We start from the raw sequence: 22,263 nt of genomic DNA on the forward strand, positions 1-22,263 counted from the left end.
GGAAATCGGCACGAAAACAAACCCTTAATGGCTTCCTTTGGAAATGGGAAATGTGCCGGCTATCTTCTATATTCCCTCAAACAAACCAAACCTATGGACCAGCGCATCATCAACCTGTTTGACGAGTACACCCACGTACCGCTCACCCGCAAAGAGTTCATTACCAGACTGGCCAAACTGACGGGCAGCCTTACCCTGGCTATGTCGCTGTTGCCCATGCTGGAGAACAATTACGCCCAGGCGGCCACGGTAGAAGACAAGGACATCCAATCGGAAGATATTACCTATCAAGGGGCCGAGGGCGTGACCATGAAAGGTTTTCTGGCACAGCCTAAAAAAGGGAAAAAGCTGGGAGCGGTGATGGTAATTCATGAAAACCGGGGACTGAACCCGCACATCCGGGACGTAGCCATGCGAGTGGCGCAGGCGGGATATCTGGCTTTGGCACCTGATGCCCTATCGCCGCACGGCGGAACACCTGCCAACGAAGACGAGGCCCGTGCCTTGTTCTCCAAACTGGATGCCCCACAGAACCTGACCAACTTCCTGAAAGGCTTGGACTACCTGCAACACCATAAAAACAGCAACGGCAAAACCGGGGCGGTAGGCTTCTGCTGGGGCGGAGCGCTGGTGGGTCAACTGGCAGTCCATTCCCCTGATCTGGATGCTGCCGTGGCCTACTATGGCCGCCAACCCGAAGCTGCCGATGTGCCCAAAATAAAAGCCGAAATGCTGCTTCACTACGGCGGACTGGACGAACGGGTAAACGCTGGAATCCCGGCGTTTGAGCAGGCCCTGAAAGCGGCCAACGTGAAATACCAACTGTACGTCTATGAAGGAGCCAACCACGCCTTCAACAACAATACTTCACCCGCCAGGTACCACAAGGCCGCAGCCAAACTAGCCTGGGACCGCACCCTGGAACTGTTTTCAAGAAAGCTGAAGTAAACCAGAAAGGAACATCCTTTTAGTTAGTCCAACAAAGGAACGTGAGACGCAGTAGATGGTCTCCCTTTCCCCTGTTGCGTTTTAAGCTTGTTTCCTGCAAATGCCCTTTAAAGCAGGAGAATAAAGCAGGAAAACAGTTTTAAGACAGGACAAAAGAAACAGCTTTCAGCTTCCCTTTCCCAAATCATAGTTAAACCCGATGGTGAGGGAGTGAAGTGCCTTTTACCCAGCCTTCTGCCCAATAATGGTCAAAAGGTTTATCGGCAGAATTACACTTTTATTGTTTGAAATAGACCGTGAAGATTGATCCTTTTCCTTCCTCGCTTTCCACTTCAATGCGGTCACCAGAGTTGTCCAGGATCTTTTTCACCAGGAACAAGCCCAAACCCGAGCCCTCCACGTGGTCATGGCTGCGCTTGAACATCCCGAAAATTTTGCCCAACTGATTTTCCGGAATACCCAGTCCGTTGTCTTCTACCACAATAGCGTGCTCTCCCTTATCAGATAAAAACGTTCTTATGCTGACCTGAGGCGTTTTACTAGGATCTGCGTATTTAATTGCGTTGGAAATAAGGTTATGCAGGATGCTCCGCAGGTTTTTACGCGAGTAGAACAACTCCTGGAATTGAAAATCCTGCAGGTTGATCTGGGCTCCGGCGTTTTGGATAAGGGAACGCAGGTTCATTTGCACCTCGGCCACTAACCCAGGAATATGGACCTGCTCTGAGTTCTGTTTTTCAGGTTCAAGCTTGGTAATTTCGCCCAGGTCTGAAATCACTTTTCTGAGGGATACCAATGACCCATGCATAAGCGAAAGGATTTGGGAATGCTGCTCAACGGCAGAACCCAGGTCTTCCTGCAACGCAAAAAGCAAACCCTCCAGATTGCTGATCGGGGATTTAAGGTCGTGCGAGGCGGTATAGACAAAGGTGTCCAGGTCGTTGTTGATACGAATCAGTTCCTGGTTTTTCTGGGTCAGTTCCTCGTTACGGCGGCGCTCGGTGAGGTCGCGGGTTACTTTGGCATAGCCCAGCAGGCGGTGGTCTGAGTTGTACACCGGTGATATGACAACGTTGGCCCAAAAGGGAACCCCGTTTTTCCGGATGCGCCAACCTTCGTCCTCAAACCGGCCATTCTCCAGGGCTTTCACCAATTCAAACTGGGGAAAACCTCTTTCAATGGCTTCGCGGGGGTAAAAGGTGGAGAAATGCTTGCCCAGGATTTCCTTGGCGGTATATCCTTTGATACGTTCGGCCCCGGCGTTCCAACTGGTGATGTAGCCTTCGGTGTTCAGCATCAGGATGGCGTAGTCTTTTACGCTTTCAATGAGCAGACGGCTTTTCTCCTCGCTTTCCTTTAACTCCTCGTGGGCCTGGAAGAGTTGCTGTTCCAGCTTTCTTTTCTCGGTAAGGTCACGGGTAATCTTAGAGAAGCCGATGAGCTCTTTTTTATGGTTGTAGATGGCGGTGATGATCACGTTGGCCCAAAACGCCGATCCGTCTTTCCGGTAGCGCCAACCTTCGTCCTCAAAACGGCCGTCTTCCTTCGCTTTTCTCAGCTCGTACTCGGGGTATCCCTCTTGAATGGCTTCGCGGCTGTAGAATTTAGCGAAGTATTTGCCAATGATTTCATGGGCCTCGTAGCCTTTGATGTTCCGGGCACCCTGATTCCAGGTGGCAATGTGCCCAGCGGGATCCAACATGAAAATGGCGTAGTCGGTTACGCCTTCCACCAGCAGCCTGAACCTTTCCTCGCTTTCCTTCAGTTCTTCGTAGGCTTTGAAGAGATCATCCTCGGCCTTTTTGCGCTCAGAAAGGTCACGGGTAATCTTGGAGAACCCGAGGAGTTCTTTCTGTTGGTTAAAGATAGCAGTGATGATCACGTTGGCCCAAAAGGCGGTGCCGTCTTTGCGTACGCGCCAGCCTTCGTCCTCAAAACGTCCTACCCGTTTGGCTTCCCTAAGTTCAAAATCTGGGAAGCCGGTTTCACGGGCTTGGGCGGTGTAAAACGTGGAGAAATGCCGCCCTATGATTTCATTCGCTTCGTATTGTTTGATGCGTTTGGCCCCGGCGTTCCAGGTGGCAATATGGCCCGTGGCATCTAGCAGGAAGATGGCGTAGTCCGTTACATTCTCGACCAATAATCTATATCGGTCATCGATTTGGGTAATCGAGACCTGAGCTGAAACGACTTCTGAATCCTCTGTATCCATGTTAATTGCTGAAAACCAATGAAAATTGTGTTTTATGCCGGAGTTCCAATTTGGAAAGATATCCCAATATCCATTTTCTTGCTATGAAAACGGGCCTATTTATTTATTCTACTATGCTTTTCTTCTTTTAGTTAAACAAAAAATAATCCTCTACGAACATCAATGTCTTAGGTTATACCTTAAACAAGGTTTGGCGGATGTCTGCAGATGCCGTATTTTACACCCTGAACCACGACCAAAACCAATGACGTATACCCCTTCCACCCAGCGTTACGCCTCTATGGAGTACCGGCGCTGCGGTACCAGCGGATTGAAATTGCCCGCCCTTTCTTTAGGGCTTTGGCATAATTTCGGGCATGTAGACGTGCTGGAGAATTCCCGCCAGATTCTGCGCGATGCCTTTGATGCCGGTGTTACCCATTTTGATTTAGCCAACAACTACGGACCGCCGCCCGGCTCTGCCGAAGAGAACTTCGGGAAGATCCTGCACGAGGACTTCCGGGGCTACCGCGATGAACTGATCATTTCCTCCAAAGCCGGATACAAGATGTGGGAGGGACCGTACGGCGAGTGGGGTTCCCGCAAATACCTTATCTCTAGCCTGGACCAAAGCCTACGGCGCATGAAACTGGACTACGTAGACATTTTCTACAGCCACCGCCCAGACCCAAATACGCCGTTGGAAGAAACCATGGGCGCGCTGGACTCCATCGTTCGTCAGGGCAAGGCGCTTTACGTGGGCATCTCTAACTACGAAACCCCGGAGGCTACCCGTGCTATCGAAATCCTGAAGGAATTGGGCACGCCGTGCTTAATCCACCAACCTAAGTACTCCATGTTTGTGCGTTGGGTAGAAGAAAGCCTGCTGGACTTATTGGAGCAGGAGGGGGTAGGCTGCATTCCGTTTTCGCCGCTGGCGCAGGGGCTGCTTACCAACAAGTACCTCAAAGGCATTCCTGAAAATTCCCGCGTGGCCAAGCCCCACGGCTTTTTGCAGGAAGGCGACCTTACGGAAGAGCGGCTGGAGCAAATCAGGTCACTGAATACCTTGGCTGAAAGCCGGGGGCAGTCACTGGCGCAGATGGCCTTGGCCTGGCTTTTGAAAGACCCACGGGTGACCTCGGTGCTCATTGGTGCCAGCACCCCGGCCCAACTCGCCGATTCGCTCAAGTGCATGCAGAACACCCAATTCAGTCAGGACGAACTCACCCAGATTGAAACCATCTTGAAGTAAGTCATTTGTCGTTTTAGGCCTGTTTTCCTAAATGCAGGCTTAAAGCGCTAAACCTGTGAGGTTTCTAAAACCTCACAGGTTTTTGTTTCTTTGGAAGGAAGCCTCAGCCCGAAGTTCTTTCCCATTGCCTTTGTGTTTTGTCATCCTGTAAACTTCAAACCGTTTCTATGTATTTCCAGAAAAGAAAAGGAAGCTTCCTGCTGCTGTTGGTGGCTTTCTTCAGTTTTGCTTGTGCCGTTCAGGTGATGGCTGCGCCCAAGCGTGAGTTTTACCAGCTTAAGATTTACCACCTCAAAGACCAATCCCAGGAAGACCGCCTGGATTCGTTTCTGAAAAATGCCTATCTGCCTGCCCTGCACCGCGCCGGAATTGGCAAAGTAGGAGTCTTCAAACCTGTTGCCGGCCAAGGCGCCAACGCCGCTGCACCAACTGAAAAACTGGTGTACGTGTTTGTGCCTTTTACCTCTTCCGAGCAGATTTTCAAAGTAGAGGAGGGCTTGGCCAAGGACAAGCAGTTAGCCACTACCGGGAAAGATTACCTGGAGGCGACCCATGATAAACCCGTGTACCAGCGCCTGGAAGTGGTGTTAATGCAGGCCTTCACCGGAAAACCTGTTTTTACCGCTCCAACCCTAAAGTCCCCCACTGCGGAGCGGGTCTATGAACTGCGTAGCTACGAGGCCGCCACCGAAAAGCTGCACGAAAACAAAATAGCCATGTTCAACAACGGCGAGATGGAGATTTTTCAGCGCCTTGGTTTCAACCCCGTGTTCTACGCACAGGTGAAAGCCGGCAGCAAAATGCCCAACCTCATGTACATGACTTCTTTTGAAAACAGGGAATCCCGCGAGGAAAAATGGAAAGCCTTCGGGGCTGATCCGGCCTGGAAAAAGATGAGCGCTGACTCGCAATACGCCAACAACTTCCTCCACGCCGATATCTACCTTTTGCACCCAACAGCCTACTCAGAAATCTAAGGGATTTCCCTTAAACCAAAACCACAGCCTTTTTAGGTTGATTTCTCTAAAACAGGCTTAAAACAGCAAGGCCTTCCTCTTTTCATTAGAGGAAGGCCTTGCTGTTTACGGGGCAATTTCTGCAAAACGGCTCCTAAACGGAGGTTGGTTTAGCTATTCAATGGCTTTGATGAAGCGTTGGACCGCTCGGTACGTGGGGCCTTTGCGGGCCATCAGGTAATTAAACAAGGCAATGCCCGAGGCGGCGCACAGAATCCCGAACAGCACGTCCAAAATGTAGTGGTGGGAGGTGTACACGGCCGCAAACCAGATGCCCACCATGATGACCCCAGCTACCAAGGTAGCGGCTTTCAGGCGGTTTTTGAAGGCGTAGAATACCACAATCAGGGGATAGGCGGAGTGCAGCGAAGGCATGGCGGCAAAAACATTGGAACCCTTGGCGTACATCCCCCGGAACAGGTTAATCTGGAAAAAGGCATCGAAGCGGAAAAGGCCGGCCATGTTGCCGGGTGTTTTCGGGATGAAATCGAAGCCGTACAATTGCACGTACCAGGGCGGCGCGGCAGGGTACAGGTAATAGGCCGCAAAACCCAGCAGGTTGACCAGCAGGAAAGTAAGCGAGAAATAGGTGAACTGAGTTCGGTTCCGGAAGAATAGAAAGGCGGCGAACCCCATGGGCACGGGCACCCAGCTGAGGTAGAAAATCCCCGAGAGTACATCTAAAACGGTGTGGTGATGCTGTGCCCAGTATTCATTAGGGGTGAGGCGATCGCCATGGGAAACCACCCCGAAGATGGCCTTCTCTGCTTCGTACAGGTCTTTGATATGGACTTCGTTGAACCAGTAGTTGGGAAAGGCCTTCATGTAATCATACAAGACCCAGAAGACCATGAAAATAGTGAACCCAAGGGCGAATTTCCGGGTGATAGGCGACAGGTAATACAAAGAGGAAAACAGCCCCACCAGCAACAACTGATCGGTCTTGAACCCCACCAGGACATACGAGAGCAGCAGGTAGCCCACCGAAAGGCCGATGATCCAGAGGGTTGCTTTCAGGGAAACGCTTTTTTCTTTTTGAGGGGCTACCGTGGAAGTAGTACGCATGTTATTTTTTAATGAAATCAGATCCAAAAACCTTGTCCCACAGGGCAGAGCTTACCCCGTAGCCTTTGGTGGCATCTGAGTAATGGTGCAGCATGTGGTGTTTCTTCAGGTTTTTCCAGAATTCGCTCTTGAAATTGAAATGGTGCAGGGCATAGTGCGAGATATCATACACCAGGTACCCGGTCAGGAAAGCGGCAAAGAAGGCGTGGAGCGACCCTCCGTTCAGGAACAACCCGAAGAACAGGTACAAAACGGTGGCCATGGGAATACTGGCCGACGGCGGCATCACCAGCCGTTTGGCATCGTTGGGGTAGTCATGGTGCACGCCGTGGAAGATGAAATGCAGCCGCAAAGCCCAGGGCGCTTTGGGCACGAAATGGAACACAAACCGATGCAGCAGGTACTCAGACAAGGTCCAGACCACCAGTCCCAACGCGTAATACCCGGCAAATGAAAGAGGGGAAAGGTGCTGCCGGAACAGGGCATCCCAGATCAAAAAACAGATCACCGGCACGTAGATGTACAGAGGTACGGTGAAATGAACCTTGGAGAGCGCTTCCATCCAGTCGGCCTTGAACATTCTGGTTGACTCTGTGGAATTAGAGACATAGTTCTTTTTCATAAAAGAGAATTTATGGTTTGAACCGTTCTACAATTTCTTTTCCGGTGGCGGCTTCCCGCCCTTTTAACTCAGCATAGACTACGTTGGGTACCCAGAAGGAGCCGCCTTCAATCCGCACAAAAATGCGGTCCAGCTGGGCCTGTTTCTTGTTAATGGTGGCGTACACATGGAACCTGCCATCGGGGCCTTTCTGGAGGTAAAACGCGCGCTTGGAATAAGATACAAACTTGAGTTCGTACTTCTCGTCATTTATCTTTTTTACGTTCAGGCCGTAGGCAAATTTCCGTTGAATGAAGTTAAGGTCCTGCTTCTTTCCGCCGTCAGCGTACCTGATCCAGTAGATCTTTACCGGCTCATCCTCGTTGGGCACGCCTTTGCTGTTCAGGTTCCATTCGTACACAATGGTGTTGGTGTTGGGGTCGCGTTGCACGAAAAACAGCATGTTGGAGATGCCTTTAGGCGTGGGCAGTTCCTGGCCAGTACTGGTTTTTACCGTTTCCTGCGAAAAGACCGGTAAAACGCCACCGAACCCCAGCAGCAACATCGCCAAAAAGGAAAAAAGAAATCTGTTCATAGTCTAATAGGTCTACCTCCTTAACACTTTTTCCTTTTGTTCCAGTGCCTTTTTCGCTTCCAATAACCGGTTAAAAGCCGTGATATTGGTCAATACCGCCAACACCGCCAGCGGAAACGTGAACACAGACATGGTCTCAAACACCTGAATACGGGTTCCAGGGATCAATACTTTGTAATCGCCGCCAATCCAGGTTGCCAGCAGGCCGCACGCCATAGAAGACAAACCGATGAGCACCACCCGCTCGGGGCGCTGCATCAGGCCGCCTTTGCATTCTACGCCCAATCCCTCGGCGCGGGCCCGGGTGTAGCTCACCATCATGGACCCGATCATAGCAATGAAGGCCAGAAGCGAGCTCAGGAAATAATGGTGCGCCACCAGGTAAAAACAGATGCCCAGGAACATGATCAGTTCAGAGTATCTGTCTACCACGGAGTCAAACAATGCGCCGTAGGAGGAGCTCATCTTCCCGATGCGGGCCACCTGGCCGTCCAGCATGTCAAACAACCCCGCGAACAGAATCAGGAAACCGGCCCAACCCACATAACTGAGATCGCCACGGTTGCCTTGCTCGCCGCCCAGGATGAAGATAACCGCTACGCCTACATTCAGCAAGAATCCGGTGACCGTGACGGTGTTAGGGGTGAACCCCAAGGAGATGATAAACTTAACAAACGGCTTGATAATCTTGTAGATGCCTTGCTGTAAGGCCTCTCTTGCGGTGTTTTTACGCAGGGTACTCTCCATGCTTTGGGCTTACTTTTTAGAAATCGAACTTAAAACGGCCTCTGATGCCTACCTCAGAAACCTCGGGGTGATCCAGGTAAGTCAGGCGTTTCACCACATCTATCCGGAAGAACTTGAGCAGGTTGCCTACGCCCACGCTGGCCTCCATATAAGGTTGCTTTTCCAGGGAGTAAGTAGTGGGCAAGCCGGTGCTGTAAGCCGGAAAAGCCAGCAACTCCTTGTTTTGCTGCGGATCGTTCTCATCACGCACTTTGCCGTACAGCACCTTTATCGTGGCAAACTCGCGCAGTTTGGTGTTTTTGATAATGGGCAGTTTGTTGAAGATGAACCCGTTGAAACAATGGTCAATGTTGATGCTGGCGTACTGGTCGCTCACAAACTCCAGAAAGTTCATGAGGTTGTACGACTGGATCTGGTACGAATACGTCTGGTTGGCGCGGTGAATGGCCAGCAACGGAAACGGCACCTTCCCGAAGATATACCCGCCCTCGGCGATCACGTCTGAAAACCCTAACTGTGACAGGTAAAACCGTTTGGCCACATTCAGTGTCAGGTTCTGGTAGTCGTACTCCCCGTTAAAAAGTCCTTTCACGCCGGCCGCCGCCCGCAAGGTAAAGACCGGATAGCGGTTCACGATGGGGAACCGGTATAGCTTGCCCTGCACGTATTCTTCATGCGGCGCCCAGCGCAACTCCAGCCGAGCCTCAGAGGTGGTGAGGTGGTCTACTTTCACGGGGGCCTCTGGTTCGCCCTCCAGCGGCGGTGTGGCCGAGGCTTTCAGGTATTCCAGGCTTCCGGCCGGGGTTTGTCTCCAGTTTCTAAAGCCCACCCGCACCGAGAACCGGCTTTGGAATTCATGCAGGTACTCCAGGTTATAGGTCTCGTTGTAGAGCCACTTGTCATTGGTGCCTCGTTTAAAGGAAAGCAGGAAATTGTCTTCCTGCACAAACTGCAGGTCCTGCCCCGGGATTTTGGTGTCTTTTTGGAAACTCGCCCGCAAAGCCCGGATGGGGAACTGGAAGATGGATCGGTCTGAAAGCGAGTATGTGCCGCCAAGAAAGTATTTCCATTTCTGGTCTTTGAAACCGTACGCGGCATAGGTCTCAAACATGGTCTTCTTGCTGAAGGTGGTGGTGGTTCTGCCGCCCGCCCGCAACCGGAAGCCTTCTACCGGGTTAAAGCTATAAAACGTATTCACCGGCCCGATCTCGAAGTTTGGGCCCGCCTGTTTGTAGCCAGCAATGAAAAGGGTAGCAATGTCCAGGGTTCTTTTGAACGACCGGGTGTTTCTTAGGCTGTCAATGCTTACATAGGTATTGGCCTCGGAGAAAGTCAGGCTGTCGTGGCGGTGCGCCGCTAAGAAAGCCTCGTTTTGCCTTTTCCCGATCGGGTTTTGGCTTAGGGGATTCTCCTCATACAAGTGGGTCGGAGGGGCCTGGTTTACCTTATAGTCTTTGTAGGAAACCGTGCGCTCGCCGTACACGCCCCCCTTGCTTTTGTCTACCACCGCAAACTCGGTTTTCATGACGCTTTTGCTCAGGTTGTAGCGGCCATTAGGCAGTCGGTCAAAGTCCAGGTTGATGTGCAGGTCCCGCACCCAGTTGATGTTCACTTTCTTGCCTACTTCCATGTCTACTTTCTGTACCGCGTAATTCCCGTCCATGGTCACGTAGAGCTTGCCGGTGAACAGGAAATCGGTCTCGTTTTTGGGGTTGAAGGAAAGCTCCGTCAGTTTCTGGCCTTCTACAACCACCGTATCGGTGACATAGAACCGGTAGAACGTAGGGGCCAGGTCCGCGATGGGGCTCAGGAACTGGTTCGTAAGAATGGTGATGTTGTTTTTGTAGATGTCAATGTCCTGGTACATGTGCTTCACGTAGGAATTGATCACCACAAATTCTCCAAAATCCACCTTCTTCTCGGCCTGCACCACGGTTTTCTTCTTTTCGGGGTCTTTTTGGAAAAACCGCTGCGAAATAGACTCCTGCATGTACAGGGGCAGAATGGCAGTTCCGGGCAGGGTAGTGGTATCTATGTTCTTGGTCACGAAGTCATACTTCCTGAACAGGATGTTGTTCCTCAGTTTCTCTGGGCTATTGCTCAAGGCCAGTTGCAGCTTGTCATACTGCTGGTACTGCACGTAGTCATAGCTCTCCAGGCGGTTCTTGTTTTTGTTGTCCACCACCAGCCTGATGAGGTCCACCGCGGGGTTGTTCTTGTTGCTGTAGTTCCGGCTTCGGCCTTTGATCACTACCTCTTTCAGCCTTTTGGACTCACTTTCCATTTTCACGCTCAAAACGCGGTCTTCTCCCGGCGTGAGCTCCACGGTTTTGGTTTTATATCCCAGGTACGTGAACTGAATCTTGCTGATGGCCTGGCTGGTCCTTAGCGCGAAGTTCCCCTCAATGTCTGAACTGGTGCCCAGGCTGGTTCCAGGAATAAAAATAGACACGCCAATAAGCGCCTCGTTGGTGACAGCGTCCTTTATGGTTCCTTTGACGGTAATAGCCGCGCTTTGGGCTTGAGCAGGGGTGAAATTTGCTCCTATGGCTAGAAAGGCCAAATAGCAAACCAATAAATGTAAAGGTTTGATATATACATTCTTAACTGAATACATATCTCTTTTGTAAGATGAAATTGTAGAAAAAGCCCACCAGCAGAGAAACGGTGACTTTTGAATAGATATAGTTAAAACCCAGGTAATGGGTCAGCATGAAAACCCCTGACGCATTCAGGAGAAGACTTCCGTTCCAGACCAGGAAGTACTTGGAGGCTTGGGTGGGGATGGTTCTATGGGCGGCCTGGAAAACCCAGTTCCGGCCAATGGAGAAGTGGGTGATTCCTCCGCAGATGGTTCCCAGAACAGTGGCGGCCACATACCAGAGCCCGCCCAGTTCCACGGCAATAATCGTCACCAGGTAATCCACCCCCGAGGCAAGCAGGGAGGCGAACTGGGACCGTAAGAAGGTAAACATTTAGAATAAGTCGAAGAGTAGAAGGAGTTGTAAAAGCACGTTCGCGTAGATCCCGGAGAGTACATCATCTAGCATGACGCCCCAACCGCCGGGCAGCCGCTCGGTCTTCCTGATGCCGAGGGGTTTTACGATGTCAAAAAAACGGAACAACACAAGTGCCGCTAAAACTGATTTAATTGTCACTGGTATAAACAGCAGGCTGATGCACATGCCGGCCACCTCGTCGATGACCACCTTCTTGTCGTCTTTGCCCCAATAGGGTTCCACTTCATTGGCAGACCAGACGCCCAGGGCGGTGACCAGAAAAGTCACACTGGCTTGCCAAAGCACGAGCCCCTCCCCACCGCCGGACCAGAGGTACCAGCAAAGGCAGGTGGCCACTGCGGCCACGGTACCTCCGCCTTTGCCCACGTACCCTATTCCTAAGCTGGTGGAAATGAGTTTGTGCAGTTGAATCATAGGGTAATTACAGCGTGTCGACCAGGTCCTGGTAGTAGTCCAGGCCCAGGTGGGTGATCAGGTCCTCGCCCATCATGTGGCGCAGGGTGTTCTGCAGCTTCATGAGCTGCTTGAAGATGTCGTGCTCCGGGGCCAGGCCCTCCGCGGTCTGCGGTGACTTGTAGTAGAAGCTCAGCCACTCCTGGATGCCGCTCATGCCCGCCCTCTGCGCCAGGTCGGTGAACAAAGCCAGGTCTAATACAAGGGGCGCGGCCAGGATGGAGTCGCGGCACAGGAAGTTGATCTTGATCTGCATCTGGTAGCCCAGCCAGCCGAAGATGTCGATGTTGTCCCAGCTTTCTTTGTTGTCACCATGAGGCGGGTAGTAGTTGATCCTGACCTTGTGGTACATGTCCCCGTACAGCTCGGGGTTTGACTCCGGGCGGAAGATCTCGTCCAGCACGCTCAGCTTGGAAACCTCTTTCGTTTTGAAGTTCTCAGGGGCATCCAGCACGTAGCCATCACGGTTACCCAGGATGTTGGAGGAGAACCAGCCCTTCACGCCCAAGGCTCTGGCGTGCAGGCCCGGGGCCAGGATGGTCTTCATCAGCGTCTGCCCGGTCTTGAAGTCCTTGCCCGAGACGGCGATGCCGTGCTCTTTGGCCAGCTCCACCAGGGCGGGGATGTCCACCGTCAGGTTCGGGGCGCCGTTGGCGAAGGGCACGCCCATCTTGATGGCGGCATACGCGTAGATCATGCTCGGGGCGATGGCCGGGTCGTTGCCCCGCAGTCCTGCCTCAAAAGCCTCAATGGATTGGTGTACCTCAGACTCCTCGGTGTAGATCTCGGTGGAGCCGCACCACACCATCACCAGGCGCTCGCAGTTGTTGGCTTCCTTGAACTCGCGGATGTCGTCCATGAGCATCTCGGCCAGGGCCATTTTGTCGGCACCCTCTTTCACGTGGGTACCGTCTAGGTTACGGGCGTAAGCTTTGTCAAACACTGCTTTCATAGGCTTCAGGGCCTCCAGCTCAGGTTTGATGGCGTGCAGCAGCATCGGCTCCAGCACTTTAGCGTTCACGGCTGCTTCAAACACGTTATCGGCGTACACGTCCCAACCCCCGAACACGATGTTTTCCAGGTCAGCCAAAGGCACGAATTCCTTGATGAGGGGGAAACGGTCATCGGTACGTTTGCCCAACCGGATGCGTCCCATTTGGGTGAGGGAGCCTACTGGTTGCGAAAAACCTTTCTTAATCGATTCAACTCCGGCAATGAGGGTAGTAGCCACAGCTCCTAAGCCGGGCATCAAAATGCCTAACCGGCCGTCGGCGTTCTTAACTTGGAAATCCATAGTTTTTATTAATGTAAATCAATTGTTTATAACCACTTATTCTCCTTATACCACCTAATAGTATGCGAAAGCCCTTTTTCAAGGTCATACTCTGGGGTATAGTGTAAGTCTCTTTGAAGGCGATTGATGCTGCAGTTCCAGTTCTCAGCTACCAGTTCGCTTAGTTTTTCCCGGTTCAGGGCCGGGGTTTTGCTACCGGCCATTTTCTCAGACAGCGTCGCCATGATTTTGACCAGACTCAGGGGAAGATGGAACCGGAAAGCTTTCTTCCGGAGGGCCTTTTTCGTGAAATCTGCCAGGGCATAGCGGTCGTAGCTTTTGCCATCTGACACGTTGAAACTGGCGTGCGTAACCTCAGACGTCAACGCCTGCATGACCGCCTTGGCCAGATCCTTCACATACACGAAACTCAGCTTCTGGCTTCTTTTGCCTATGTAAGGATCCAGCCCTTTGCTGATGGTGGAGAACAGAATGAAAATATCCTTCTCTCTTGGTCCATATACAGCGGTAGGCCGCATCACCACCAGGGGGAGTTCTTTTATGTCGGCCAGATATTTCTCCGCCAGCAGCTTGCTTTTGCCGTAGTTCGTCACCGGTTTGGCGGTGCTTTCCTCAGTGATGGGTTGGGCTTCTTTATAGGAAACCGGCCCCAAAGCCGCCAAGCTGCTAATGAAGACAAACTTCTTAAGAGGAATAGCCGCTTGAACTGCCGCCAAAGCCAGGTTCCGGGTGTACTCGGCGTTGACTTTGTTGTATTCCTGCGCGTCTTTTGCTTTGGTGATACCGGCAGCGTGGATGATGTAACTGTATTGCTTTTCCTCCAACTCCTTTTGCAAGGTGGCCACGTTGGTGAAATCAAGGTGCGTGTACTGAATAGGGAAGGCCTTTAAGTGGCCTACCTCGCTGGAGGGGCGCACCGCCGCAAAGACCTCTAGTCCTGCGTTCAGCGCTGCCTCCACCAGGTGATAGCCCACAAAGCCACTGGCGCCCGTTATCAGTACTTTTTCTTTCATATCGCCTTTTCGTAGATGCGGTATTTCTTGTAAGGTTTGGCATCCATGTTCAGGAGGCCCTGGTTCATGAGAGTGTTGTTCTCCAGAATCCAGGAGGCCTCGGCCACTTTCATTTTTTTCTTCTTGAACTCCTCCATGGCATGGCCGTAGAAGCAGGCCTCAATCCCTAATTTCCGGTAGCCTTCCAGCACGCCCAGGGCAACAATGCGCAAGCCGTTTATCTTCTTCTTTTGGAAAAGTAGCCTAAAAATGCCCGTAGGCAGAAGGCGGCCTCTCTTCACGTTGATCAGGATCTGGTTGATGTCCGGCACCGATAGGGAGAACCCGATGATCTCGCCGTCATGCTCGGCCACCATGCAGAAGTCGGGGTCCAGGATCATTTTCATGTCCTTGGCCATGTGGTCAAACTCGTGGGGCGTCATGGGCACAAATCCCATGTTCTGGTCCCAGGCCTTGTTGTACACCTCCCGAATCTTGGTGACCTCTTCCTTAAAGTTCTTCAGGTTGATCTTCCTGATCTTAATGCCTTTCCGCTGCAGCCGTTCTTCCAGCATCTTCGTCATCCGGAAGGGACGTTCGTTGAAGTTCTGGGTGAACTGGTAAGCAATCAGATCCACCTGTTTGGTTAATCCCGCCTTCTCCAGCAACTCCAGGTAATAGGGTTTGTTGTAGGTCATCATCACCACGGGCGGACTATCGAAGCCTTCCACCAGCATGCCGCAGGTTTCGTTTGTAGATGGGTTCACCGGTCCGATCATGGTTTCAGCGCCTTGTTCCTTCAGCCATTTTGCAGCTTGGCCAAATAATAGGTTGGCTATCTCCTGGTTGTCGATACAGTCGAAGAACCCGAAGAACCCGTCTTTCTGGCCATTCGTCTGGTTGTGGTTCCGGTTAAGCACCGCGGCAATGCGGCCCACCACTTTGTTTCCATTGTAGGCCAGGAAAGGCTGCACGGTGGAATGCTCGTGGAAAGGGTGCTTGCCGGGCGTAAGTAAATCACGTTGGGCAATGAAGAGCTCCGGGACATAGTTGGGGTCCCCCTTGAAAAGCTCATGCGGAAAGTCAATAAAGGCTTTGAGCAGTTGCTTGGAGTTAACGGGCACTACTTGCCACATACACTTCTTGCTTAAGGGTGATCTCAAGTTCTTTGAAGGCCTCAGAAAGTTTACAGACTGCTTCCTCTATCTGGGGGAAGGTGTGGGTAGCCATCACCGACAAGCGGATGAGCGTGGAGTCTGCGGGTACCGCCGGGGCAACCACCGGGTTCACGAAAATGCCTTTGTCTTGCAGAAGCTTGGTTACCAGAAAAGTTTTGTAATTATCCCGCACATAGATAGGGATAATGGGCGACTGGGTAGGGCCCAGTTCAAAGCCTTCTTCCTGCAAAAGCCGGGTCATGTAATGCGTGTTGGCCCACAGGCGGTCCATCCATTCTGGTTCGGTTTCAATAACGTCCAAGGCAGCCAAGGTGCTCGCCACCGAGGAAGGTGACATGCTGGCACTGAAAATAAGCGACCGGGCATGGTGTTTCAGGTACTGGATGGTTTCCAGGTCTGCGGCAATGAACCCGCCCAGAGAGGCCAGTGACTTGCTAAAGGTTCCCATGATCAGGTCCACCTGATCGGTGAGGCCGAAGTGGGACGCGGTACCGGCTCCTCTTTCGCCAATCACGCCCAGGCTGTGCGCATCGTCTACCATGATGCTGCCACCATATTGCTGGGCAATGGCGACCATTTCAGGCAGTTTCACGATATCGCCCTCCATGCTGAAGATACCGTCTACCACAATCAGTTTGAGGGCATCGGCGGGCAAGCGGCTGATCTTACGCTCCAGGTCTTCCATGTCATTGTGCCGATACTTGAGCACTTTGGAGAAAGAAAGGCGGCTTCCGTCAATGATGGAGGCGTGGTTGAACTCGTCCAGCAGGATGTAGTCATTGCGGCCCGTGAGGCTGGAGACTACGCCCAGGTTCACCTGAAAACCGGTACTGAACACCAGGGCGGCTTCCTTGCCCACAAAGGCGGCCAGCCTTCGCTCCAGTTCCAGGTGGATGTCTAAGGTGCCGTTCAGGAACCTGGACCCGGCGCAACCGGTGCCGTAGTCATCAATTGCCTTTTTGGCGGCTTCCTTAATTTTTGGGTGATTGGTTAAGCCCAGGTAGGCATTAGACCCAAACATTAGTACTTTTTTCCCTTCAATGATGACTTCAGTATCCTGGGCAGATTCAATGGATCTGAAGTAAGGATAAGCACCCAACTCCCTGGCTTTTTCCCCGGCTTTTTCGGTCGCGCTCTTCTCCCGATTTGCCAACTTCTCGCTTAATTTACTCTTCATGTTCCTAGACATTTACTGGTATCTTTTTCGCCGCAAGTGCAGATCTCTTTCAACAGGGAATCAATGGAAACTCAGGGGATGTTGAGTCAGTTTGCGTGTAGGTAGTTGATGTGGTCAACTACTCGTGTGGGGGGCGAAAATTTTAGTTGATAAGGTCAACTAAATATACAAAAAATTTTAAATATTGTCTCTTAAGTGCAATGCTACTTTTATAAAAGTAGAAACTTCTTCTTTAGAAAGCCCTTCCTGCATTCTAGAATTAACTTTGGTTTCAATCTGCAGGGCTTGTTTTAACAAAGCTTTTCCTAAAATGGTCAGGTGCAGGGTCTTTTTTCGTCGGTCACAGGTGTCACCCGTTCGTTCTACCAGTTTTTTCTCCTCAAGGGCGGCAATCACCCGTAGCACCGCAGATTTGTCAATCTTCACAATGTCTGCCAGGTCTTGCTGGATCAGTTTGTTGTTCTTGGAAAGAAGGTTCAGGAAAATGAAATGCTGGTACGTAAGCTCCAGGCCTGATTTCTCAAACTCTCTTTCTACTGCCTTCCCCAGAACCAGTCCGGTTCTGGCAATCAGTAAGCCAAGATGTGATGCATCATTCATTTCTTTCGCATTAACTGAGGCAAAGTTGATAATAATAGTTGATGAAGTCAACTATTATCTGGTATCCTTTACGATAGTACAGGCATGGTTTTTAACTTGTTATTTGGAGAAGGGAAATTGGTTTTCAAGCTTCTGTTTCTACCAGTTTATCAGGTAGGTAGCAGTAGTCAATCACTAAAATGACTTTACTCTATCTGAAACTTTCAAAGCTTATCGGCGCTGGAGGGATCTCCAGGAGAAAGCTAAAAAGGGGAGGGCTGTTTAAGGCTTCTTTTCAAAAAAGAGGGCCGAAAACAGGAGAAGCGTTTTGGTGCTGTTTTCCTGTTTTCGGCCCTAAAAAGTAACCCTAGCCCACTTTCTCGGTTTGGGTAGATACAAATTCCACGAAGTCGCCCACGGTATTCAGGGGGACTTCATCCGGAATGACAATCTTGAAGCTTTTCTCCAGCTCCCAGATGATATTGACCACATCCAGGGTGTCAAAGTCAAACTCTTTGTTCAGGTTGGAGGATGTTCTAAGCCGCGAAGGCTTGATTTCCCCAACTTTGCTGATAATATTTAGAACCTCCTGGCTTACAGAAGGGGTGGCTACGGCTATCATACTGTTTTGTAAACGTTTTCTTATAGAGGATGCTTTAAAAGGGTATCCTTCGGATGGCTACTTTTCGGGCTTTCTTTCCAGAAACTTGCCTCAAAAGGGCGAAAGACAATTGTAGGTACAAATGTACAACACTCCCGGGTTTATCTGCTACGCCTGCCGGTTTCCTATGGGTAAGTGATAAAAACGGGCGCAAAATGCGCCCGCCTTTACATCATTCATTATTGTAGGTTATTACACAAGGGCTGGTTGCCCGTGATGTTCTTTCTTGCCTTCCAGTTCAGCGGTTTCGCGCTCTAGTTCCTCGGCGGTTTTGTCAATCAAGATGATCTCGGTCTGCTTGTCCCAGCCAAACTTAGCCAGGATGCGGTCGAAACCATAGTAGATGATAGGTACCACAATCAGGGTCAGGAACATGGAGGAACTCAGACCCCCGATCAAGGCCCAGGCCAGGCCGTTCTTGGTCGCGGCTACTGATCCGCCCGCTAACGCAATCGGCAACATACCGATCACCATCGCCAGGGTCGTCATCAGGATAGGTCGGAAACGGATTCTAACGGCTTCCAGCAAGGCGTCTTTCACGTGGTGTCCTTCTTTCTTCATCTGGTTCGTGAAGTCCACCACCATGATGGCGTTCTTGGCTACCAGACCAATCATCATGATGATACCCAGGATGGAGAAGATGCTCAGTGACTGGGCGGCCAAGGCCAGGGCTAATAAGGCCCCGATGATCGCCAACGGAATAGAGAACAATACCACCAATGGGTACACATACGAGTCATACAAGGCCACCATGATCAGGTACACGAAGATTATAGAAGCCAGCAAGGCAATCCCCAACGTACCGAAACCTTCGCTCTGGTTTTTCAGGTCTCCGGCGTAGTCAATGGTCACTCCGTTCGGCACTTTCACCTCGGCCATCTTGGCCTGGATATCAGCACCCACGGAACCAGACGGACGCCCGATTACCTGTGAGTTCACGTTCAAAGACGTCACGCGGTTGGTACGCTCTAACTGTGATGGACCCGTAGACTGCTTCACATCGGCGAACTGACCCAAACGAACTACCTTGCCCTGGTTGTTGATGAAGGAAAGGTTGGCGATATCGGTTACGTTGCGGCGGTCAAACTCATCCAAACGGATGTTGATGTCGTAGTCCTCGGTACCGGAGCGGAAGGTAGCGTCTGTGTTACCGGAGAACGCCATTTGCATACCGGCACCCACACTTTCCAGGGACATGCCTACGCTCGCCATCTTGTCACGGTCCACAATCACTTCAATCTCAGGGTTACCGCCTTCTACAGACACTTCCACGTCCACGGTTCCTTCCACGCCTTCCACCACGTTGGTGACGCGTTTAGAGAAAGCAATTAAGGTATCCAGGTTAGAACCCGAGAGCACTACTTGGATAGGCGCCTGAGCGTTCCCCACCAGACCCACCGGTACAGGGGAAACCTCTACGTTTGGTAATCTGCTTTCAATATCGGCTTTGGCCTGCCGGCTGAATTGCTGCGTACTGAACGCCCGCTCTTTCACATCCACCAAGGCTACTGATAATTCAGACTGATAAGCAGAGGTTTGACCTTGCTGGGAAGAAGCCGTGGTACCTACGGTGGTAAACACGCGCTTCACTTCCGGGATAGTGCGCAGGTATTCTTCCACCTGTTTCGTGGCGAAGTTGGTTTGCTCCACGGTTGAGTTTTTCGGCAATTCAAGCTGTAAGCTCACCTCGCCACGGTCACCCGCCGGGATAAACTCAGAACCGATAAAGCCAAACGGCACCAGCATAAACGAGGCAATCAACAACAGGAAGGTTACGCCTAGCGTGATAAACTTATGGTTGAATGCCCACTTCAGCGTATCGGTGAAACCTTCAATGATTCTGTCCAGCAAACGCTCAAACCACAGGATGAACCGCCCGAACATGTTTTTGTCAGACACGTGCTCCAGTTTAGAGAAACGGCTGGCCAGCAACGGAATCAGGGTAAAGGCTACGAACAGGGAGATCATGGTCGCAATGGCTACTACCACTGCAAACTGGCGCAAGATGTCAGATACCAGACCAGTTGATAAGGCAATCGGCACGAATACTACCACAATTACCAGGGTAATGGAGGTAACCGTTGCCATGATTTCTTTGATACCATCGTAAGCCGCCTGGGCTGGGGTTTTTCCCATCTCCATGTGCCGGTAGATGTTCTCAATCACCACAATGGCGTCATCCACCAGAATACCCACCACCAGCGAAAGAGCCAGCAGAGACATCAGGTTCAACGAGTAGCCCAACAGGAACATGGCAATAAAGGTAGCTACCAAGGAGGCCGGGATAGACACCATTACAATCACGGCATTACGCAGCGAGTGCAGGAACAGCAGCATTACCACGGCAACCAGCACAACGGCAATCACCAAGTCATGGATCACGGAGTCAGCGGCCTCTAACGTAAAGTCAGAGCTATCTGAGGCAATGTTGAACTTCAGGCCTTCTTTGGCATAGATTTTCTCCAGGTTAGCCAAGGCGGCTTTGGTCTGGGCACTCACCTCTACGGCGTTGGCATCTGACTGCTTCTGGATAGTGATCCCCACCGATGCTTTGGAGTTGATACGGCTCAACACGTCCACGTCTTTCTGGGTATCCTGCACTTCGGCTAAGTCAGACAGACGCACGGTACCATTCTGGTCCGATTTGATGACCAGGTTACGCAGTTGGTTCAGGTCCTGGTATTTACCGGCCAAACGAAGCTGGGTCTGTCCGTTCTCGTTTTTGATTCTACCGGTAGGGAAGTCCAGGTTGGAGTTCCTGATCTTCTGCTGTACCTGCAGGATGGAGATACCGTACGCTTCCAGTTTGTCAGCCTGGATGTTCACTTTGATCTCCCGCTCAGAACCACCCAATACCTTGATCTGGGCCATACCTGGCACGCGGGAAAGCTCAGGCTTAATTTTGTTGTCGATCAGGTCGAAGAACTCGGTGGCAGGCATGTTGGCCGTGGCCCCCATCTTGATGATAGGCAAATCGTCAAAGTCAAACTTGTTCAGGGTAGGAGGATCTGCGTCTTCGGGCAAACGGGCCAGAATGGCGTTAATCTTCCGCTGGGCATCCTGTAAACTCAAGTCCACGTTGGTTCCCTGGTTCAGCTGAATGGTGATGATAGAGAAACTCTCCAAAGAGGTTCCTTTCATCTCCTTCACGTTCTCCAGGGCAGAAAGCGCGTCCTCAATCTCTTTGGTCACCGAGTTCTCCACCTCGTTGGGCGAAGCACCGGGATAAAGGGTGGTGATCGTCAACACGGGCGGGCTGAACTTAGGCAGCAACTCGTAGTTGAGGGATTTATAGGAAACAACACCTAGCAGGGTCAGGATGGTGAAGACCACCACCACTAAGGTTGACCGCTGGATAGATAATTTGGTTATGTTCATGTTCTAAACTTCTTCTGTAAAAAGAAAAGCGAATTGATTACTTAAGGGCAGTTACCTGGATGCCTTCGCGCAGGTTGATCTGACCACTGCGTACCACTTTCTCACCTGGCTGTACGCCCTCCAGGATTTCAACCTGATCTTGGGTCACAATACCCACTTTCACTTTTCTGAGGTTGGCTTTGTTGTCGTTCACCACGTACACGCTTGGATCCTGGATGCTACCCACAATGGCTTCACGCGGTAACAGCAGAGCGTCGCGCTGGGCGTTCACCGGGAAGAAAGCCGTGCCGTACATACCAGCCCGCAGGTTGTTGTTGGCGGTGTTTTTCACTTCAATCTCCACGTCAAACTTCAGGCTGGCGTCAGCGGATGCTCCGATGGCGGTCACCGTACCTTCGTATTCCTGGGCACCGCCGGCATTGGCAGTCACCTTCACTTTCTGGCCACGGTTGATGAGCAACACTTCCGCCTCAGACACCTTCACGTTCAGTTTCAGGCGGTCAACGTTCACGATGTCATACATTCTGGTGCCGGCATTGGCGTTCAGGTAAGAACCTACCTCAATGTACATTTCGTTGATCTCGCCGTTGATGGGCGAAGTCACACGGGTATTGGATTGGTTCTGGCGGGCGGCTACTAACTGCGCGCGGGTGGCGTTCACGTTGATCTGGGCATCTTCTAACTGGCGCTTGGTCACGGCGTCACCGGCAATCAGGTTTTTCATGCGCTCTAGGTCTTTCTGGGCCTTCTGGTAGTTGGCTTGGGCAGTGGCCAGGTTGGCGCTCATGGTATTGTCCTCTACCTGGATCAGCAACTCACCGGCACGTACCTTGTCACCTTTGCGTTTGAGTACGCGTTGGATCTGGCCGGAAATCTCAGACACCAGCGTAAGGCTCTGCACCGGTTTGAAATTCCCTTGGGCAGTGAAAGACTTATCCAGTTTGGCAGATTGCGCTTCAGTCAACGTCACCGGAATGGCTTCACTCTTGATCTCGGCCACGGCGGCCTTCTCGGTCATTTCCTTCTTGTTCTTGTTGAGCGTATAAGCTACCGCGCCTACCAGGACTACAACAACGAGGATATAAATCAGTTTTTTCATTTTAGTGGTTGTAC

General features: G+C 51.5%; 19 protein-coding genes. 3 read left to right on the plus strand and 16 right to left on the minus strand.

The annotated features are described in order from the left end of the window. Window positions 1–93: 93 nt before the first annotated feature. Window positions 94–948, plus strand: a complete 855-nt coding sequence (locus EFB08_RS22240) for a dienelactone hydrolase family protein (RefSeq protein ID WP_123129390.1) — start codon at window positions 94–96, stop codon at window positions 946–948. 277 nt (window positions 949–1,225) lie between these two features. On the opposite strand, the gene EFB08_RS22245 is transcribed toward EFB08_RS22240, so the two are convergent. Next, window positions 1,226–3,160, minus strand: a complete 1,935-nt coding sequence (locus tag EFB08_RS22245) for a PAS domain-containing sensor histidine kinase (protein ID WP_123129193.1) — start codon at window positions 3,158–3,160, stop codon at window positions 1,226–1,228. A gap of 244 nt (window positions 3,161–3,404) precedes the next feature. On the opposite strand from EFB08_RS22245, the gene mgrA reads away from it, so the two are divergent. Continuing rightward, entirely contained in the window at window positions 3,405–4,394 is a 990-nt protein-coding gene (mgrA, locus tag EFB08_RS22250; protein ID WP_123129194.1) for an L-glyceraldehyde 3-phosphate reductase, read from the plus strand. Between the two features lie 167 nt (window positions 4,395–4,561). Continuing rightward, on the plus strand, window positions 4,562–5,371 hold the full coding sequence (locus EFB08_RS22255; RefSeq protein ID WP_123129195.1) for an NIPSNAP family protein: 810 nt from the start codon (window positions 4,562–4,564) through the stop codon (window positions 5,369–5,371). Window positions 5,372–5,524: 153 nt separating this feature from the next. Here EFB08_RS22255 and EFB08_RS22260 read toward each other — a convergent pair whose 3' ends face one another. From EFB08_RS22260 to EFB08_RS22330, 15 genes are all read right to left on the minus strand, one after another. Next, window positions 5,525–6,475, minus strand: coding sequence for a phosphatase PAP2 family protein (locus EFB08_RS22260; RefSeq protein ID WP_123129196.1), 951 nt, complete (start codon window positions 6,473–6,475; stop codon window positions 5,525–5,527). A gap of 1 nt (window position 6,476) precedes the next feature. Then, window positions 6,477–7,097: a sterol desaturase family protein gene (locus EFB08_RS22265; protein WP_123129197.1), complete on the minus strand. Its 621-nt coding sequence runs from the start codon at window positions 7,095–7,097 to the stop codon at window positions 6,477–6,479. Between the two features lie 10 nt (window positions 7,098–7,107). Continuing rightward, on the minus strand, window positions 7,108–7,671 hold the full coding sequence (locus EFB08_RS22270) for a DUF4833 domain-containing protein (RefSeq protein ID WP_227006437.1): 564 nt from the start codon (window positions 7,669–7,671) through the stop codon (window positions 7,108–7,110). Between the two features lie 12 nt (window positions 7,672–7,683). Further along, window positions 7,684–8,418: a CDP-alcohol phosphatidyltransferase family protein gene (locus EFB08_RS22275; protein WP_123129198.1), complete on the minus strand. Its 735-nt coding sequence runs from the start codon at window positions 8,416–8,418 to the stop codon at window positions 7,684–7,686. Between the two features lie 16 nt (window positions 8,419–8,434). Then, the gene (locus tag EFB08_RS22280) at window positions 8,435–10,981 is read right to left on the minus strand and encodes a DUF5686 and carboxypeptidase-like regulatory domain-containing protein (protein ID WP_227006438.1); all 2,547 of its coding nucleotides are present in this window, start codon (window positions 10,979–10,981) and stop codon (window positions 8,435–8,437) included. A 40-nt stretch (window positions 10,982–11,021) separates the two neighbouring features. Then, the gene (locus EFB08_RS22285; RefSeq protein WP_123129200.1) at window positions 11,022–11,393 is read right to left on the minus strand and encodes a GtrA family protein; all 372 of its coding nucleotides are present in this window, start codon (window positions 11,391–11,393) and stop codon (window positions 11,022–11,024) included. Then, a complete protein-coding gene (locus EFB08_RS22290) occupies window positions 11,394–11,852 on the minus strand; it encodes a phosphatidylglycerophosphatase A family protein (RefSeq protein ID WP_123129201.1) in 459 nt (152 codons plus the stop codon). Window positions 11,853–11,859: 7 nt separating this feature from the next. After that, window positions 11,860–13,185 carry an inositol-3-phosphate synthase gene (locus EFB08_RS22295; RefSeq protein ID WP_123129202.1) on the minus strand — a complete coding sequence of 442 codons (1,326 nt, stop codon included), beginning with the start codon at window positions 13,183–13,185 and terminating at the stop codon, window positions 11,860–11,862. A 26-nt stretch (window positions 13,186–13,211) separates the two neighbouring features. Continuing rightward, the gene (locus tag EFB08_RS22300; RefSeq protein ID WP_123129203.1) at window positions 13,212–14,198 is read right to left on the minus strand and encodes an NAD-dependent epimerase/dehydratase family protein; all 987 of its coding nucleotides are present in this window, start codon (window positions 14,196–14,198) and stop codon (window positions 13,212–13,214) included. Further along, complete coding sequence (locus EFB08_RS22305) at window positions 14,195–15,313, minus strand: GNAT family N-acetyltransferase (protein ID WP_123129204.1); 1,119 nt, start codon at window positions 15,311–15,313, stop codon at window positions 14,195–14,197. The genes EFB08_RS22300 and EFB08_RS22305 overlap by 4 nt, the downstream gene beginning before the upstream one ends. Then, window positions 15,291–16,532, minus strand: a complete 1,242-nt coding sequence (spt, locus tag EFB08_RS22310) for a serine palmitoyltransferase (protein ID WP_123129205.1) — start codon at window positions 16,530–16,532, stop codon at window positions 15,291–15,293. Before spt ends, EFB08_RS22305 begins: the two co-directional genes overlap by 23 nt. Before the next feature lie 177 nt (window positions 16,533–16,709). After that, window positions 16,710–17,132 carry a MarR family winged helix-turn-helix transcriptional regulator gene (locus EFB08_RS22315; RefSeq protein WP_123129206.1) on the minus strand — a complete coding sequence of 141 codons (423 nt, stop codon included), beginning with the start codon at window positions 17,130–17,132 and terminating at the stop codon, window positions 16,710–16,712. 346 nt (window positions 17,133–17,478) lie between these two features. Then, window positions 17,479–17,733, minus strand: coding sequence for an acyl carrier protein (locus EFB08_RS22320; protein ID WP_123129207.1), 255 nt, complete (start codon window positions 17,731–17,733; stop codon window positions 17,479–17,481). A gap of 231 nt (window positions 17,734–17,964) precedes the next feature. After that, window positions 17,965–21,150 (minus strand): efflux RND transporter permease subunit, encoded by a 3,186-nt coding sequence (locus tag EFB08_RS22325; protein WP_123129208.1) that lies wholly within the window; start codon window positions 21,148–21,150, stop codon window positions 17,965–17,967. Between the two features lie 37 nt (window positions 21,151–21,187). Then, complete coding sequence (locus EFB08_RS22330; RefSeq protein WP_123129209.1) at window positions 21,188–22,249, minus strand: efflux RND transporter periplasmic adaptor subunit; 1,062 nt, start codon at window positions 22,247–22,249, stop codon at window positions 21,188–21,190. Window positions 22,250–22,263 lie beyond the last annotated feature (14 nt).

The organism is Rufibacter latericius, from assembly GCF_003721515.1.
GTDB classification, from domain to species: Bacteria; Bacteroidota; Bacteroidia; order Cytophagales; family Hymenobacteraceae; genus Nibribacter; species Nibribacter latericius.